Consider the following 18,715-nt stretch of genomic DNA (forward strand, 5'->3'; position numbering starts at 1 on the left):
TCAAGCAGCCAAATTCGGAACTGAAATGCAATTGGAGCGCACCATGCATACCATCACTCAAACACCGCCTGCAGGAACCCGCAACCCCGCAACCCGGCGGTTAGCGCTGTGGGGGACTTTCCTGGTACTCGGCTTGACCGGGGTAGCCGCCGAAGCCGCGACGCTGACGGCGGTACAGTCGCGCAAGGTGCATGGCGCTGGCACGTTCGATGTCACGGTCGACACATCGCAGTCCATTGCCGGTGCGGTCACGGTGGAATCGCGTGAGATCGGCGCCACCGGTCACCAGATCGTGTTCCAGTTCGACGCGCCTGTCACCAGCCACGGCACACCGTCCGCATTCGACGAGACCGGCGCCGCGATCGGCACGTTGGTACCGTTGATTTCCGGCAACGACGTTGTCATCACCCTGACCGGCATACCCGACAACAAGCGCATCAGGATTGTGCTGCCGGGCGTGAATGGTGGCGGTGATGCGGTCGCCGCAATGGGATTCCTGGTAGGCGACGTAGGCAATTCGCGAACTGTTTCCGCCGCCGATGTGTCGCAAATGAAATCGCGCGCGGGGCAGGGCGTTGATATTTCCAATGTCCGGTTTGATCTCAACGCCAGCGGCGCAATTACGGCTGCGGACATCAGCGCAGTAAAGAGCCGCCCTCCGCGCACCCTGCCGGACGCACCCGTGTTGCCCGGTTTCACGCTGCAGCCTGCCAATGCCAGCATCGTCGCCCTGCAAGCGGTGCAGTTCACCGTCACGGCCAGTGGCGCGCCCGTACCGATACTGCAGTGGCAATTCAGTATCGACAGCGGCGCCACCTGGAGCGACATTCCGGGTGCGAACGGCAGCGCATTGCATCTGGTGGGCGCGCTGAGCGACAGCGGCCGGCAGTATCGTGCCGTCGCGACCAACGGCGCAGGATCGGTCAACAGCAATGCGGCCACACTGACCGTCAATGTCGCGCCTGGCATCATGGTCGGTGCGCCAGGCGGAACCGTCAATGGCGACTACGGCGCGCAAATCATCGTTCCGGCGGGCGCGCTTGCCGGCACGGTGGAAATCCGATTGCTGCGCGATAGCGCCAACTCGCCTGCGCTTTCGCTCCCCGATGTCGAGGCGGTGGGTGCAATCTACGAAATGACGCCGCATGGAACCGCGTTCGCACAGCCGGTGACATTGCGTATTCCTTTCGATCCCGCGCAACTTCCGGACGATGCGATACCCGTATTGTACAAAGCCGAAACCGGCGGCAGTTTCACGGCGCTGCCAACGACCGTCGACGGCAACTTCCTGGTCACCACGGTCACGAATTTTTCCTGGATCCTGGCTGCCTACAGTTCCACTGGCTCATCCGGTGTTTCTGGCTCGACCAAGCCGCGCGCGGTCTATGCGTTGCAGCCGACAGCAGGCTCGCCAGGCATCCCTTTTGCCGTGGCGTCTTTTCGCATCAACTCGACCACCGGCGCATTAACCGGTCCCACCAGCACCGGCCTGGTGGGAAGCGAACCGATCTCCGTGGTCGCGCATCCCTCTCGCAGATTCTTGTATGTGACGCACGCCGGCAGCACCACCGTCAACAATATCTTGCCCAACAGCGTCGCCACCTATCGGTTGAATACGCTTGACGGACAGATCACCGGTGCCGCGCAGGGATCGGTATCGACGGGTGCGCCGATCGGCTACAAACCGACCATGCCGGCGATTCATCCATCCGGCAAATTCCTGTACGTGATGAACTTCGGATCGGCTTCCAACAATGGCGGTGGCGACATCAGCCTCTTTACCATCAATGGTGTGACCGGCGCGTTGACCTTGTCACCCAGCGTGACCACCGGCAATGGCGCGCAGCCGATGGGTATTGCCTTCAACCGTCTCGGCACATTTGCTTATGTCCTGTATGGCGGTACCGCAAGCGCCAATACATTCTCGTCGCAGGTAAAGGTGTATTCGGTCCACGCCACAACAGGCGTTCTCACGGGGCCGCTGAGCGGCGCGGCGGCGGGCGCGCTGGGCGGCGGTGCATGGTCGATTGCGGTCGATGCCAGCGGCAAGTTCGCCTATGTCGCCACACTGTTCACCGATGAGGTGATCGCCTACAGTATTAACAGTGTCACGGGCGCGTTGACGAACCTCGGCAGCACAATGGTCACGGCAGGAAGCAAACTCGCCTCGCTCGCGACCGACAGCTACGGCCGCTTCCTGATTGCTGGCCGGCAACAGCCCTGGCTCAGCAAGAATTTGCTGTCGTATCAGATCAATGCGATCAGCGGCTCGCTAACGCCGGCGAACAATGTGCTTACGGCCTGTTCCGGGGGCAGTTGCGTCGGTCCGCTCGCGGTCGTCGCTGAACCGCAGGGACAATATGTGTTCGCGATCGACTCCGCCGTGACGTCGACGTTGTCGGCATTTTCAGTCAATGCCGCCACGGGCGCGCTGACCGCAACCGGCGCGGCGGTCGGCATCGTGACACCCCGCAATCCGGGCGTGAGTTATCCCATCACATTTGGTGTCACGGGCGCCAGCCCCGCATGGCAGAACAACTGTACCTACAACTGTGCACTGCCCCATACGGGCAGCGGGAGTGGTGGCGGTGGTGGTGGCCCCAATCCCAATCCGCCGACATCGCATTTCCTGACGGTGACGCAACCCATTTACATTGGCTTTGTCTATAGCTCGCCCGCCGGGATCGACTACGGTCCGCCGACGATCAGCAACCCGATTCCTCCCAGCGATTTTCGGGCGGAATTCCCGGTCAATGCCAGCGTGCAACTTTGCACGTTTCCGCCGCCACCATCTTCGCAGGCCTACGACATCGAATGGACGGGTTCGTGCAGCGGCACCGGCGTCTGTACGAGCGTCACCATGAATAGTGACAAGGATTGTCAACTGAATTTCAAGCCGGTCAGCGGGCGTTAGTTGATGCAGGGCGCGTTGCCGAAATGTTGGACGGCGCAAGTAAAGTACGGACGGGCACCAAGAAAGTCATAGAGAAAAAAGTTCAAAGTCAAGCACTGGAGCGCCTTTCCAGCCATGAATGCCGTAAACGCCGCGCCAGTGCTGGTGTCTTTGCATGCAATGCCAAGATCACGACAATTAGTCACACTGCTTACAACAAAAACGAAATGCATTTGGAGCGCACCATGCAAGCCGCCGACCTCGCACTGCCCGCAAAATTCCGCAACGCCGCAACCCGGCGGATAGCGCTGTGGGGGATGTTTTTCGCGCTCACCTTTGCCGGTGTTGTTGCAGACGCGCTCACGCTGACGGCCGTGCAGTCGCGCAAATCGCATGGTGCTGCGTCCCATGATCTGACCATCGACAAATCGCAGAGCATCGGCGGCGCCGTGACGGTGGAATCGCGTGCAATCGGCGGCGGTCACCAGATCGTGTTCCAGTTCGATGCGACGGTGAATTCCGCCGGCACGGCCGCTGCAGTCGACGAGACTGGCGCCACGGTTGGACCAGTGAGCGCTTCGGCTTCCGGCAACAACGAAGTTGTGGTGACCCTCGCCGGTGTGCCGGATAACAAGCGTGTGAAGGTGTCGCTGACGAATGTGAACAACGCGGGTCTGAACGTTGAGGCTTCGCTGGGCTTTTTGGTGGGTGATGTGAACAGCGCGCGGACCGTTTTGCCCGCCTACTTATCCCAGACGAAGGCGCGCTCCGGGCAGGTGGCCGATGCCGCCAACTTCCGGTTCGATCTCAATGCCACCGGCGCAGTCACCGCCGCGGATGTCAGCGCGGTCAAGGGACGAATAAACCGTACGCTGCCTCCGGTGACGACGATCGTGGTGCCGCCTGATCCTGGCTCGGTTGCCCCGCCGATCAACCCGACGGCTTCGACCAGCCTTGCCTCGGCAACGTCATTTCTTTACACAGGGCCGAATCCGATTCAGACCGGCGTTGCGCCCGGCACCATTGAGGCTCAGCGGGCCGCGGTACTGCGGGGCAAGGTCCAGACCAGCGGCGGCGCCGCACTAACCGGTGTCACGATTACGATCCTCGCGCATCCCGAGTTTGGTCAGACAATTTCCCGTGCCGACGGTGCATTCGACCTCGCCGTCAACGGCGGCGGGCAGCTCACCGTGATTTACCAGAAATCGGGCTTCCTCCCGGTTCAGCGCGCGATCGTGGCGCCGTGGCGCGACTATGCATGGCTACCGGATGTGGTGATGATTCCGTTCGATAGCGCGGTGACGCCGATCAATCTTGCCTCGCTAACCATGCAAACGGCGCGCGGCAATCCAGTGAATGACACCGCCGGCGCTCGCCGCGCCACCATCATGTTTCCGCCGGGAACGACCGCCGATATGGTGATGCCCGATGGAAGCACGCAGCCGCTGACCAGCCTGAATGTGCGCGCCACCGAATTTACTGTCGGCGATGCCGGTCCCAAGGCCATGCCGGCACCGTTGCCGCCGAGCAGTGGCTACACCTATGCGGTGGAACTCAGCGTGGATGAAGCCGTCGCCGCCGGCGCCGCCGAAGTGCGTTTCAACCAGCCGCTGCCGGTGTATGTCGAGAACTTCCTCGGCTTTCCGGTCGGCACCGCCGTGCCGTCGGGCTACTACGACCGGCAAAAGGGCCAGTGGATCGCCTCGCCTAACGGCCGCGTGATCAAGGTTCTTGGCATCACCGGTGTGTTGGCCGATCTGGATACGGATGGCGACGCGGCAATCGATGATGCGACCAAGTTGTCGGCCCTTGGCATCACCGATCTGGAACGTGCCCGTATCGCGTCGCTCTATACCGCTAATCAGACGCTATGGCGCATTCCGGTCACGCACTTCACGCCCTGGGACTACAACTGGCCCTTCGGTCCGCCGCTCAATGCCGTATCCCCGCCCAACAAGAAGAAGAACAATCCTCCGATCAAGAAGCCGGCAAGACGCCCATGTTCGGTCATCGGCTGCGAGGATCAGACACTGGGCGAATCGATCCCCATCACCGGCACACCATGGAGCCTGCATTACCAGAGCGAACGCACGCCTGGTCGCCGGGTAGACTACACCCTCGATATTCCCGTCAGTGAGGCAAGCGTTCCGTCAACCCTGTTGACCATGCGGGCCGCGGTGACGATTGCCGGGAAGTTATATCAAGCCGAATACGCCGCGGCACCCAATGTCGTCTTCCACGTACCCTGGGACGGCAAGGACGGTTATGGCCGCATGCTGTATGGCGATCAGACCGCTACTGTCAAAGTGGAATATGTGTATCCCTTGCTCTACTACCCGGTTGACGGCGTCCTGCAGTCGCTTGCCTTTGCGCGTGCCGCCGGTTCGGGGGCGGCGATCGACTCGCCGCGCGGCGTCTACAACTATACGTACTCACGAACCTGGACCGAGACCGTTCACGTCAGGGATCTGCGGCAATACGGGCAGGACGGCTGGAGCCTGAGTGTCCAGCACGCCTACGATCCGGCTGGGCGCAAGCTGCTGCTGGGCAATGGCGAAGAACGTGGTGGTGCGGCGCTGTCGCAGATCATCAATACCGTTGCGGGCACGGGGGCGTATGGGTTCTCCGGTGATGGCGGGCCGGCGACCGCAGCGAATCTGGCAAATGCTCTTGACATTGCGGTAGGGCCAGATGGCAGTCTGTACATTGCGGACACCGGCAATCTGCGCATCCGCCGCGTGCTTCCCAATGGCATTATCAACACTATCGCTGGGAACGGTGCATATGGGTTCGACGGTGATAATCAGCAGGCGATCGGCGCGAGACTGACCACGCCGCACGGCATTGCTGTCGGGCCGGACGGAACGGTGTTTATCACGAACACGTTGAGCGGGCGCATCAGGCGGGTAACGCCCGATGGCACTATCACGACAGTAGCGGGCAACGGTCAGCTCAATAACAACGGCGACGGCGGGCCGGCGACATTGGCGGCCACCGAAGGTGTCGACGTTGCCGTCGGACAAGACGGTAGCTTGTTCATTGCAGGGGCTGGCCGCGTCCGCCGCGTGGGCACGGATGGCATCATCACCTCCGTGGCGGGTAACGGAATTCTGGGCTATACCGGCGACGGCGGCCCGGCGACCGCCGCAAGACTATCGAACGCAGTCCGTGTTGCCGTTGGGCCGGACGGGAGCCTGTTCATTGCAGATCGCGACAACCACTGCATCCGACGCGTGGGAACGGACGGTATCATCACTACTGTGGCGGGAACTGGCGCATCAGGCTTCAGCGGCGACGGTGGCCCGGCCACGGTAGCGACCTTTACGCAGCCTGCTGCACTGGCCGTCGGACCGGACGGCAGCTTGTATATAGGGGACGGTCCCCAACAACGCATCCGCCGCGTGGGACCCGATGGCATCATTACCACTATCGCCGGAATAGGTCCGAACAATGGCTACTACGGTGGCGATGGCGGACCGGCAACCGCCGCGATACTTACCAACTACGACTCAAGTGCAATGGGCGGCCTTGCTGTGGCGGCGGACGGCAGCCTGTACGTCACTGACCTGAGCCGCATCCGCGTTATCCGACCCGTGCTGCCAGATTACGTGGTGTCGGACGTTCTGCTGCCATCCGAAGATGGCAGCGAAGTCTACCTGTTCAATACCGGTGGACGTCATCTGAAAACACTCGATGCCCTCACGGGTGCGCTGCGCTACCAGTTTGGCTACAGCGCGGACGGCTACCTGACCAGCGTCACCGACGGAAGCGGAAACGTCACCACCATCGAGCGAACCGGTGCGGTGGCCACGGCCATCGTTGCGCCGGGCGGCCAGCGCACCACGCTCAATGTCGATGCGGGCGGCTGGTTGCAGAGCGCAATCAATCCGGCCGGCGCGTCACACAACATGACATATTCGTCTGACGGACTGCTGCAGACCTTCACCGATCCGCGCGGCAATCTTCATCAATTTACCTACGATTCATTCGGTCGTCTGACAAAGGATCAGGATTCCGCCGGTGGCAGCATCACGCTTGTGCGCACCGAGCAGGCCAATGGCTATACCATCACCGCGGCCACGGCCCTGGGACGAACCAATATTTATCAGGTGGAGCAATTGTCGACGGATGTCGTGCGCCGTACGGTCACGTCCACCAGTGGGAGCCCAGCTACCACTTTGGTCAATACCGACGATAGCGAGCAAACCACCTATGCCGATGGTAGCGTATACACGGTGAAATACGCTCCCGATCCACGCTGGGGCATGCTGGCGCCGGTCGCGAAGAGTTGGGTAGTAACCACCCCTGGTGGCCGCACGCGCACCGTCACGAAGGCACGCACTGCCACGCTCAGCGATCCCACCGACTTGCTGAGTCTGACGAATCTCACCGAAACCGCCACCGATAATGGTGCGGCGAGCACCAGTGTTTTCAGCAGCAACGGCACGACGCGCACTCGCACAATCACCACCGCCGCAGGACGCAGCGGCACCATTACGCTGGATACGCTGGGCCGCATCACGCAAGTGCAAGCGCTTGGACTCGATCCTGTCAGTTACACCTACGACAGCCGCGGACTGATCAGCACCATCGTCGAAGGCACTGGCGTGGGTAGCCGAACCACCACGCTGACCTTCAACGCGGCCTTCGAACTCAGCGGCGTCACCGACGCAAGCGGGCGCAGCTTTGGATTGGCCTATGACAGCGCCGGTCGACTGGTCACCGCGACGCTGCCGGGTGCGCGCACCGTTACGCTCGGTTACGATGCCTCGGGCAATAACACCGCGCTCACGCCGCCGGGACGCAGCGCGCACGGCTTCGGCTACTCGTCTATAGATCAGACCGTCAGCTACGCGCCACCCGATCTAGGCAGCGGTACCACGGCGACGCAATTTACCTACGATGCTGATCGTGCGCTCACGCGCATCAACCGGCCCAATGCCGAATTAGTCGATGTAACGTACGACACGGCAGGGCGCGCCAGCAGCGTCGGCATCTCGCGTGGCTTGATCAATTACGCGTATGGTCCGTCCACGGACCAGCTTACGGGCATCACCGCGCCTGGAGGACTCGTTTTGGGTTACAGCTACGACGGTGAACTGCTGACCGGTGTTCAATGGAGCGGGGCGGTTTCCGGTGCGACGGCCTACACATACAATAACAATATGCGGGTGACAGCGGAAACCGTGAATGGCGGCAACAACGTAACGTTTGCCTATGCGCCCGATGGTCTGCTAAGTGCAGCGGGAAGCCTCACGCTGGCACGCAGCGCACAGAACGGCCTGATTACAGGCAGCACACTCGGCGGCCTCACTGACAGTCGAACCTATAGCCTGCTGGGAGACATAAACAGTTACAGCGCAAGCTACAACGCATCGTCGATTTATAGCGCCGCTTATACACGCGATGCGTTGGGCCGCATTGCACAGAAAGTCGAGACGGTCAGCGGCGTTGGTGCGACCTATGTTTATAGCTACGATGCCGCCGGGCGATTGAGCGCGGTGACAAAAGATGCCGCCACGGTCGGTACCTACACTTACGACAGTAACGGCAATCGTACTTCCCGCACGGGGCCAGTGCTGAACGCAAACCATGACGCGCAGGATCGCCTGACCGGCTATGGCAGTGCTACGTACAGCTATACCGCGAACGGTGAACTATCGACCAAGACGAATGGCGCAGGAACCACCAGCTATCAATACGATACGCTCGGCAATCTGCTGAAGGTAACGCTACCCAATGCGACGGTGGTCGACTATCTGATCGGCGGCCAGAATCACCGTATCAGAAAGATTGTGAATGGTGTACCAACGCGAGGTTTTCTGTACCAGGGTTCACTGCGCCCCGTCGCTGAGCTCGATGGCAGCAACGCGCTCGTCAGTCGCTTTGTCTATGCGACGCATGTCAACGTACCCGACTACATGATCAAGAATAATGTGACTTATCGGATCATCACCGATCAGCTCGGTAGTCCGCGGCTGGTGGTGGATGTGGCAACCGGTAATGTTGCGCAGCGCATCGACTACGACGAGTTCGGGCAGGTACTCAGCGATAGCAATCCGGGCTTCCAGCCGTTTGGCTTCGCCGGCGGCATCTATGACCCGGATACCAGACTGGTTCGCTTTGGCGCGCGCGATTATGACGCCGAGGCTGGACGCTGGACCGCGAAGGATCCAATTACGTTTGCGGGGAGGGATACCAATTTGTATGCCTACGTGAGCGGTGACCCGGTGAATGCAGTCGACGTTGATGGACTTTGTCCGGTGAAGCCAGGCGGCACGCTTTATACCAGTTCGCACAATCTACGACTCGCGCCTGTGCCCAACATCAACGCCACTCTCATGAATAATTGGTTCCCAGTGGGGAGCCAGGTGACATTCCTAGGTTTCGTCAACGGATTCGTCATGGTATCGGCGACCTTGGCAAATGGGACCACGGTCGTTGGATTCACACTGCAGAGCAACCTCTCGACAAATGCACCACAACCCTATAGTTATGAGCCAAATGCTCCACCCATGAACACACAAGCGTATCCCTCTTATGGCGTAGGCACGAAAGGCTAACGCTCAACGCAGCCCGGCGCATGGGATAAAGATAGAAATACTGGAGCGAAGCACGGGCTGACAATGGGCGAATAGCCGTGCCGCCGCTTGAAGGAAGATAGGGACACCAATCATGCTGCGAACGTAGAGAAAATCAGCAAAACACAAGCACTGGCGTGCCTTTCCGGCGATAAATGCCGGAAACACCGCGCCAGTGCTGGTGTTTCGACATGCAATATAAAGATCGCGTCAATCAGTGACACTGCTTACAACAAAAACGAAACGCACTTGGAGCGCACCATGTACGCCGCCGACCTCGCACTACCCGCAAAATTCCGCAACGCCGCAACCCGGCGGATAGCGCTTTGGGGGATGTTTTTCGCGCTCACCATTGCCGGTGTTGTTGCCGATGCCCTCACATTGACGGCCGTGCAGTCGCGCAAATCGCATGGTGCTGCGATACATGATCTGACCATCGACAAGTCGCAAAACATCGGCGGCGCCGTGACGGTGGAATCGCGTGCAACCGGTAGCGGTCACCAGATCGTGTTCCAGTTCGATGGGCCAGTCACCAGCTTTGGCGTGCCCGACCGCATTCGATGAGATCGGCGCCCCGGTCAGCATCAGCGTACAGGTGCCGCCTGCGATCACGGGCAACGACGTCGCGGTGACACTCACCGGCGTGGCCGACAGGAAGCGCGTCACAGTGTTGCTGCCAAGTGTCAACGGCCTGGTTGATGTGTCCGCATCAATGGGCTTCCTGATCGGTGACGTGAACAACTCGCAGTCTATTTCGCCCACCGATATCTCGCAGGTGAAGGCGCACGCGGGGCAAGCGGTCGATGGCGACAATTTCAGGTTCGACCTCAACGCCACCGGCGCAATCACCGCTGCCGACGTCAGCGCGATCAAGGGCCGGATAACCAGATCGTTACCTGCAGTGGTTTCGATTGTGCTGCCGCCTGACCCGGCGAGCGTCGCATCGCCGATCGACCCGACCGTGGCGACTAACATTCTGCCGGCGACGGCATTTCTCTATACCGGCGCCAACCCGATCCAGACCGGCGTTGCGCCCGGCGCCATTGTCGGCCAGCGGGCGGCGGTGCTGCGCGGCAAGGTGCAAACCCGCGCCGGCACCGTGCTGTCCGGCGTGACGATCACGATCCTCGCGCATCCCGAATTCGGTCAGACGATCTCTCGCGCCGATGGGGCCTTCGATCTCGCCGTGAACGGTGGCGGCCAACTCACGGTGAATTACCAGCGGGCAGGCTTTCTCCCGGTCCAGCGCGCCATCGTCGTGCCGTGGCGTGATTACGCCTGGCTGCCCGATGTGGTGATGATTCCGTTCGATGGCGCAGTGACCGCAATCGATCTCAACGTCGCATCGATGCAGACGGCGCGCGGCAATCCGGTGAGCGACGCTGACGGCACGCGCCAGGCCACTATCCTCTTTCCGCCAAACACGACCGCCACCATGGTGCTGGCCAATGGCAGCACCCAGCCGCTGACCACGCTAAATGTGCGAGCCACCGAATACACGGTCGGTACATCCGGTCCGAAAGCCATGCCGGCGCCTTTGCCACCCAGCAGCGGCTACACCTACGCCGCAGAGTTGAGTGTGGACGAGGCTGTTGTTGCCGGTGCCACCGAGGTGCGCTTCAGTCAACCCGTGCCAACGTATGTTGAAAACTTCCTAGGCTTTCCGGTGGGCACAGTGGTGCCATCGGGGTACTACGACCGCCAGAAGGGTCAGTGGATCGCTTCGGCCAACGGCCGCGTGATCAAGATACTCAGCATCACCAACAACCTGGCTGAACTCGACACCGACGGTGACACATTGCCTGACGATGCAACAAAATTGACTGCCTTGGGCATCACCGATCCCGAGCGCGCGCGCCTGGCGCAACTCTATACGTCACCCGGCCAGACACTGTGGCGCGTGCCCATCGCGCACTTCTCGCCTTGGGACTTCAACTGGCCCTTCGGTCCGCCGCCGGGTGCGACCGCACCTCCCGCGCCGGCGAATAGCAATCCCCCCGTTAACAGTCAGAACCAGGAATGCGGCTCTGTCATCGGCTGCGAGAATCAGTCGCTCGGCGAATCAATACCGGCCGCCGGCACGCCATGGAGCCTGCATTACCAGAGCGAGCGCACGCCGGGCCGCAAGGATGCCTATACGCGTGAAATCAAATTGAGCGGCGCAACACTGCCGATCGGACTCAAGCGCATCGAGCTCGAGATTTCCGTGGCCGGGCAGCACTTCACACAGAATTTTCCGGCGGCGCCGAACCAGACCTACACGCTCATCTGGGACGGCAAGGATGCGTTCGGTCGGACATTGCATGGTGTCCAACCCGTTACGGTAAACCTGGGTTACGTCTATGGCGGAGTCTATCTGCAGCCGTCGGAAAAACCCGGCGCCGTTTACGACGCCTTGTTTGGTCACTTTTCCTACTTCGGGACACCTGTCTCCGCCAATCGCGAGAGGGCGGAAGTCACGCTGTCCAGAACCTGGACCGAATCGGTGGGCCCGTGGCAGGCCAGTGCGGCCGGCATGGGTGGCTGGAGTCTGAGCGTGCAGCACGCCTATGATCCGTTTTCCCGCATGCTCCTGCAAGGGGATGGCCGGCAGCGCCGCGCCGATGCATTGGCGGCGCAGACTATTATTGCGACCGCGGCGGGCACCGGTTTGCAGGGCTTCAGCGGCGACGGCGGGCCCGCGACAGCGGCGCAACTGAATAACGTTGCGGGCGTCGCCGTCGGCCCGGACGGCAGCCTGTATATCGCCGACACGGGCAACCAGCGCATCCGCCGCGTGGCGCCGGATGGCATCATTACTACCGTGGCGGGCAATGGTGTTTTTGGCTTCAGCGGTGACGGCGGACTGGCGACGGCCGCGCAACTCTTTGACCCCAATGAAGTGGCCATAGGCGCGGATGGCAGCCTGTTCATCGCGGACTATGACAACAACCGTATTCGTCGCGTTGGGGTGGATGGCATTATTACCACCGTGGCGGGAAATGGCGTGCGTGCGTTCGGTGGCGACGGTGGGCTGGCGACCGCGGCGCAACTGAATGGCCCCGCCAATATTGCCGTCGGTCCGGACGGCAATCTGTACGTCTCGGAATCTAACCGCGTCCGGCGCTTTGCGCTGGGTGGCGTCATTAACACCGTGGTCGGTGACGGTTTCTTTCAGGGCGGTGGCAACGGCGGGCCGGCGGCCGCTGCGCAAGTTGCCGGCCCCAAGGGTATTGCATTCGCGGCGGGAGACGTGTTTATTGCGGAATATGCCGGCGTACGTCGCATAGGGCCGGATGGCACCATTTCCAGAATGGCGGGTACCGGTGTCGAAGGATTCAGTGGCGATGGCGGTCCGGCGACCGCCGCGCAAGTGAGACGTCCCGCCAGTGTTGTGGCGGGTGCGGACGGCAGCCTGTTCATCGCGGACCCCACGGGTGTTCGTCTCCGTCGTGTCGGGCCCGAAGGCATCATTAGCACCATCGCGGGCACAGGCGCGCCTTTCGACGGAATCAGAACTGGCGACGGCGGGCCGGCAACCGCCGCGAACCTGAATGGTCCCACCGGTGTTGCGATGGGACCGGATGGCAAGTTGTACATCGCAGACAATGCCGGCCGTCGCATCCGCCGCGTCGACTCCGCATTGCCCGGCGTCTCGCTAACAGACATCGTCATTCCCGCGGAAGACGGCGGCGAGATTTACATATTCAATAGCATTGGTCGCCACCTGAAGACATTGGACGCCCTGACCGGCGCGCTGCGCTTTCAGTTCGCCTACAGCACGGACGGCTACCTGATCTCCGTTACCGACGCGATCGGCAACCTCACCACCATTGAACGCACCGGCGCAATTCCTGCCGCCATCGTTGCCCCCGGCGGCCAGCGCACCACGCTTAATGTGAACGCCGGCGGCTGGTTGCTTTCGGCCACCAATCCGGCGGGCCAGGCCCACACCATGTCCTATTCAGTCGACGGTCTGCTGCTAACCTTCGCTGACCCGCGCAGCCAAGTACATCAGTTCACCTACGATGCGCTGGGCCGCCTGACCAGAGACGACAATCCGGCCGGCGGCAGCACTACGCTAGTGCGCACGGTGCAGAGCAACGGCTATACCGTCACCACCACATCCGCACTCGGCCGAAGTCACGCCTATCAAGTGGAGCAATTGACCACCGGCGCGGCCCGGCGCACCGTCACCGCCGCGAGCGGCACCAAGACCATTACGCTGATCAATACCGATGGCAGCGAGCAGACTACCTATGCCGATGGCAGCAGCCGTACCGTGATCAAAGGTCCCGACCCGCGCTGGGGGATGCTCGCGCCGGTCGCGAAGAGTGTTGTGCTCACGACCCCCGGCGGTCGTACCCGCACCGTTACCACGGTACGTACTGCCACGCTGTCGGACCCCAATGACTTGTTCAGCCTGACCAATCTCACTGACACCTTGACCGACAACGGTGCGGTACGTACCCGCGTGTACAGCCGCAACGGCGCAACCCGTACGCTCACCGACACGTCCGCCGCCGGGCGCGGCAGCATCGTCACCCTCGACGCGCTGGGGCGCGTCACACAGGCGCAAGCATTGGGGCTCGATCCGGTCGCCTACACCTACGATAGCCGCGGCCTGATCAGCACCATTACCGAAGGCAGCGGTGTTGCCGCCCGTACCACCACGCTTGCCTACAACGCCAAGTATGAACTCACCAGTGTGACCGATGCGCTCAGCCGCACGACGGCACTCACCTACGATAGCGCGGGACGATTGGTGACGTCCACGCTGCCCGGCGCGCGCACCGTCACGCTGGCCTACGATGCCTCGGGCAACCTCACTGCGCTGACGCCGCCTGGCAAGAGCGCGCACGGATTTGGTTACACGGCAATCGACGAGACCGCCAGCTACACGCCACCCGATCTCGGCAGCGGCACCACCACCACGCAGTTCACCTACGATACCGACCGCGCGCTGACGCGCGTCACCCGTCCCGACGGACAATTGATCGATGTCGCCTACGATACGGCCGGGCGCCCCGGCACCGTCACAATCGCGCGTGGTGCCATCGGCTATAGCTACAGTCCGACCACCGACCAGTTGACCGGTATCACTGCACCCGGCGGACTTGGCTTGAGTTACACCCGCGACAGCGAACTGCTAACTGGTGTGGTCTGGACCGGCGCGGTTGCAGGCGCGACGGCCTACACTTACAACAACGACCTGCGGGTGACCACCGAGACGGTCAACGCCGCCAACAGCGTGAGCTTCACCTACGCGGCCGATGGCCTGCTCTCCGGCGCGGGCAGTCTGGCTCTCACCCGCAATGCGCAGAATGGACTGCTCACTGGCAGCACATTAGGCAGTGTCACCGATAGCCTCACTTACAACACGCTGGCCGAGCGGAGCAATTACAGCGCCAGCTACAACGCTGCCGCGATCTACAACGCCGCGTACACGCGGGATGCGCTGGGCCGCATCACGCAAATGGTCGAAACGATCGGTGGGGTCACGACGACATTCGGCTACGGCTATGACATCGCCGGGCGACTCAACGCGGTTAGCAAGGACGCAGTGCCAATCAGCACCTACAGCTACGACCTCAACGGCAACCGCACCGCCCGCACCGGGCCGACGCTGGCTGCGACTGTTGACGCGCAGGATCGCCTTACCAGCTATGGCACCACCACCTACAGCTACACCGCCAACGGTGAACTGCTCGGCAAGGTCAGCGGCGCAGAGAACACCGCCTACGAATATGACGCGCTCGGCAATCTGCTCAAGGTCACGCTGCCGAACGCAACCGTGATCGATTACCTGATCGATGGCGTGAATCGGCGCATCGGCAAAAAGGTGAATGGCACCTTGGTGCAGGGCTTCCTGTATCAGGGTGCGCTTCGGCCGGTGGCTGAGCTGGATGGCAGCAATGTGGTCGTCAGCCGCTTCATTTATGGTACGCGAGTCAACGTGCCGGATTATCTGATCAAAGGTGGCGTCACGTACCGCATTATTGCCGACCATCTCGGAAGTCCGCGTTTAGTGGTGGATGTCGCCACCGGCAATGTGGCGCAGCGCATCGATTATGACGAATTTGGAAACGTGGCGACCGATACCAGTCCGGGGTTCCAGCCGTTCGGCTTTGCAGGTGGGATGTACGACAAGGATACGAAGCTGGTGCGATTTGGAGCAAGGGATTACGACGCGGAAACGGGACGGTGGACCGCGAAGGATCCAATTACGTTTGCGGGGAGGGATACCAATTTGTATGCCTACGTGCGCGGTGATCCGGTCAATGCAGTCGACGTCGATGGCCTGTGTCCGGTGAAGCCAGGGGGCACGCTTTATACCAGTTCGCACAATCTGCGGTTGCTGCCAGTGTCCAATATCAACGCCACTCCCGTGAACAATTGGTTTCCTGTGGGTAGTACAGTGACCTTCCTGGGATACAGCAACGGGTTGGTCATGGTTTCGGCGACCTTGGCAAATGGGAGCACGGTCGTGGGCTATGCCCTACCGTCTAATTTTGCGACCACGGCGCCTGCGACCGAGTATTCTGCACCGGGCAATCCTATGTCAAACCAGGCATATCCGTCTTCGGGCGTTGGCATCAAAGGCTAACGCGTAATGCAACCCGGTGAATGGGATAAAGAGAGAAATACAGGAACGCTGCACGGGCCGGCAGTGGACGAATTACCGCGACAGCGCTTCAAGGAAAACCGGGGCGCCATTTGTCCTGCGGACGTAGCACAAGTTGGCAAAACACAAGCACTGGAGCGGCGTACAAGCCATAAATGGCCCAAACACCGCGCCAGCTATAGAGTTTGCTACATCGCCCCAATCGGATTGCGCATCACGCCAATCCCTTCCACCTCGGTCTCCAGCAAATCGCCATCCTTCATGAATTCCGGCGGCGTGCGTGCGAAGCCGACACCTTCCGGCGTGGCCGGTGCGCAGTTCAGCCCGCGAATGGCCCAAAGTCCGCACCGGTGATCGAGTCTTCATTCCGGCCGGTACGCGCATGTTTCGCGCCATCCGGGGTGGGATGATCAACCAGTTTGCCGCGCTACGCGCCCCGTATAGACGCGCTAGACGTCTTGCGTGCCATGAACGGACGCTCGACCAGGTAATACGAAATTGTCGCGACCCCAAAGCTTGCTGGAATGCAGATACCGACCAGCCACCACAAGCGGTCTCCCCCGACTCCAACTTGGTCCAGAATCGTTATCGTCCAGCGAATGATCGGTATGTGCCAAAGATAGAGGCTGTAGCTGATGATGCCGACGTATAGCATCGGCCCATTGGCAAATAGCGCTTTTGAAAGCTGGCCCGCCATCGCCGTACCGAGTACCAGTGCGCCAATGAACGTCGCGGTGATGGTGTAGCCAAAGAAGAGCAGCGGGTGGCCATTCCAGTAGTCGAGGTAGAAGTGGTCTACCAGCGCCATCATGACAACGATTCCCGAAATGCCGATGAGTACTAACCCATCCGAAATCCTTGGTGTAAGAGTGGACGGAAGACGTACATAAACCCATGACAACAACATGCCGATTCCAAAGTGATCAATCAGCCCTGGAAGCTGCAGGAGTACGAAAAACTTGGTGCCTACCGGCGCGTCGGCGACACTGGCGTACATCAAGCTCCGGTACGCGATCGCCGTGGCAATGAGGGCCATGGAAAGTATCAGCCACGCCGCGCGTTTTCGGGCGAAAAACAGGCCGGAACATGCCGCGAACAGCGGCAGCAGCAGGTAGTAGCCGAATTCGGTTGGCAAGGTCCAGTAAACGCCATTGAGGGCCGACGCGTAGTCCTGACGAAGGTTTTGCAGAAAGACAAAATGGGCGGCGATCACATGCCATGCCGGCAACGCCGACACGTTATAAAGCACGATTGAAAGAACCACAATCTGCAGCCAATAGGCCGGCACTACCCGCTTGATGCGCCTCAGCAGATAGGCGCCGACGTTTACGCGGGCGCCTTGGCCTTCGATGTGCCGAACGAATGGGATCGCCAGCAGGAATCCCGACAATACAAAGAACACATTCGCGCCCATCCAACTGCATGTAATCAGCCAGTGGTACGTAAATTGAGCGCCGCCGATATTGAACGACAGCGCTCGCGGTCCGGCGAATGCGAAAACGTGAAAGAAAAGAACCATCAGTGCCGCCAACGCACGGATGCCTGTCAGGCCCTCATTGAACTGGTCCGCGCGGCTCGCGGACGCCGCCTCACGCATCAGATAGTCGTGTCCGTGTGCCGCCGAGTTCACGAGCCGGTGATCCGCAGGCAGGAACGCTCACTATCCCGAGAGGGGAAACGGCAGGCCCGCCAGCTATAACCGCATTGCATGAAGCTCGCTGGCACGCTACTCGACACCAATTGGATTGCGCATCACGCCAATCCCTTCCACCTCGGTCTCCAGCAAATCGCCATCCTTCATGAATTCCGGCGGCGTGCGTGCGAAGCCGACACCTTCCGGCGTACCGGTCGAAATCACGTCACCGGCTTCCAGCGTCTGGCCGAGCGAGAGATCATGTATCAATCGCGGAATCTTGAAGTAGAGGTGTTTCGTATTTGATTTCTGTTTCACCACGCCAGAGACGCGGCATTCGAGATTGAGATTGGTCGGATCGATCGAATCCGCTGTGACGATGCAGGGTCCCATCGGGCAGGTGCCGTCGAGCGACTTGCCCTTGTCCCATTGCCCGCCGTGACGCCGCTGGATATCGCGCCAGGTGACGTCGTTGATAACGGTGTAGCCGAAGATGTGACTCATGGCATCGGCCTCGGCAATGTTCTTGCCGGCTTTCCCGATGATGACGCCGAGTTCCACTTCCCAGTCGAGCGACGTCGAAACGTTGGCATCGAACGGGATTGCGTCATAGGGGCCGTTGATGGCGGTCGGTGCCTTGGAAAAGAACACCGGCCACGTTGGCAGTTCACGCTTGTCATCGAGCTTCTTGCCGCCTTCTTCAAAATGTTCGAGGTAATTCCAGCCGACGCAAAAAACGTTTTTTAACGTGCGCGGAATCGGCGCCTTCAGTAGCGCCTTATTGAGCAGGATGGGGGCCGTTTTCGGCGCGGCCTCAATGGCGCGCAGCAGGCCCATCACGGGTTCGCCGCCGGCAATGATGTCGAGCATGGTGCCGACCGCCAGCGAGGAATCGCGCGCGCGGGCCTCGGCGACGATGTCGATGATTTCATCCTTGCTGATCTGGATGCCGGTTTTGAGGTCGGTGGTGTCAATTGGTTGGTAGGTGACGAGGCGCATGGCTT

The 18,715-nt window shown here is 60.9% G+C and carries 6 protein-coding genes; 4 read left to right on the forward strand and 2 right to left on the reverse strand.

Translation table 11 applies throughout. The features are described from left to right. Positions 1–43 precede the first annotated feature (43 nt). From IPP88_07935 to IPP88_07950, 4 genes are all read left to right on the forward strand, one after another. Positions 44–2,914 (forward strand): beta-propeller fold lactonase family protein, encoded by a 2,871-nt coding sequence (locus tag IPP88_07935; GenBank protein ID MBL0122654.1) that lies wholly within the window; start codon positions 44–46, stop codon positions 2,912–2,914. Between the two features lie 224 nt (positions 2,915–3,138). Beyond that, complete coding sequence (locus IPP88_07940) at positions 3,139–9,456, forward strand: hypothetical protein (GenBank protein MBL0122655.1); 6,318 nt, start codon at positions 3,139–3,141, stop codon at positions 9,454–9,456. Positions 9,457–9,735: 279 nt separating this feature from the next. Continuing rightward, positions 9,736–10,038, forward strand: a complete 303-nt coding sequence (locus tag IPP88_07945) for a hypothetical protein (protein MBL0122656.1) — start codon at positions 9,736–9,738, stop codon at positions 10,036–10,038. Continuing rightward, the gene (locus IPP88_07950; protein MBL0122657.1) at positions 9,995–16,060 is read left to right on the forward strand and encodes a hypothetical protein; all 6,066 of its coding nucleotides are present in this window, start codon (positions 9,995–9,997) and stop codon (positions 16,058–16,060) included. The genes IPP88_07945 and IPP88_07950 overlap by 44 nt, the downstream gene beginning before the upstream one ends. A 445-nt stretch (positions 16,061–16,505) precedes the next feature. Here the strand turns inward: IPP88_07950 and IPP88_07955 are convergent, their stop codons facing one another. Then, on the reverse strand, positions 16,506–17,708 hold the full coding sequence (locus IPP88_07955) for an acyltransferase (GenBank protein MBL0122658.1): 1,203 nt from the start codon (positions 17,706–17,708) through the stop codon (positions 16,506–16,508). A gap of 96 nt (positions 17,709–17,804) precedes the next feature. Beyond that, positions 17,805–18,710 carry a fumarylacetoacetate hydrolase family protein gene (locus tag IPP88_07960; GenBank protein ID MBL0122659.1) on the reverse strand — a complete coding sequence of 302 codons (906 nt, stop codon included), beginning with the start codon at positions 18,708–18,710 and terminating at the stop codon, positions 17,805–17,807. Positions 18,711–18,715 lie beyond the last annotated feature (5 nt).

This window comes from Betaproteobacteria bacterium, assembly GCA_016720925.1.
GTDB lineage: Bacteria > Pseudomonadota > Gammaproteobacteria > Burkholderiales > Usitatibacteraceae > UKL13-2.

Coding starts and splice junctions, on each gene's coding strand:
- IPP88_07960 (MBL0122659.1), bottom strand. CDS start 18,710: ATGCGCCTCGTCACCTACCAACCAATTGACACCACCGACCTCAAAACC.
- IPP88_07935 (MBL0122654.1), top strand. CDS start 44: ATGCATACCATCACTCAAACACCGCCTGCAGGAACCCGCAACCCCGCA.
- IPP88_07945 (MBL0122656.1), top strand. CDS start 9,736: ATGTACGCCGCCGACCTCGCACTACCCGCAAAATTCCGCAACGCCGCA.
- IPP88_07940 (MBL0122655.1), top strand. CDS start 3,139: ATGCAAGCCGCCGACCTCGCACTGCCCGCAAAATTCCGCAACGCCGCA.
- IPP88_07950 (MBL0122657.1), top strand. CDS start 9,995: ATGGGCCAGTCACCAGCTTTGGCGTGCCCGACCGCATTCGATGAGATC.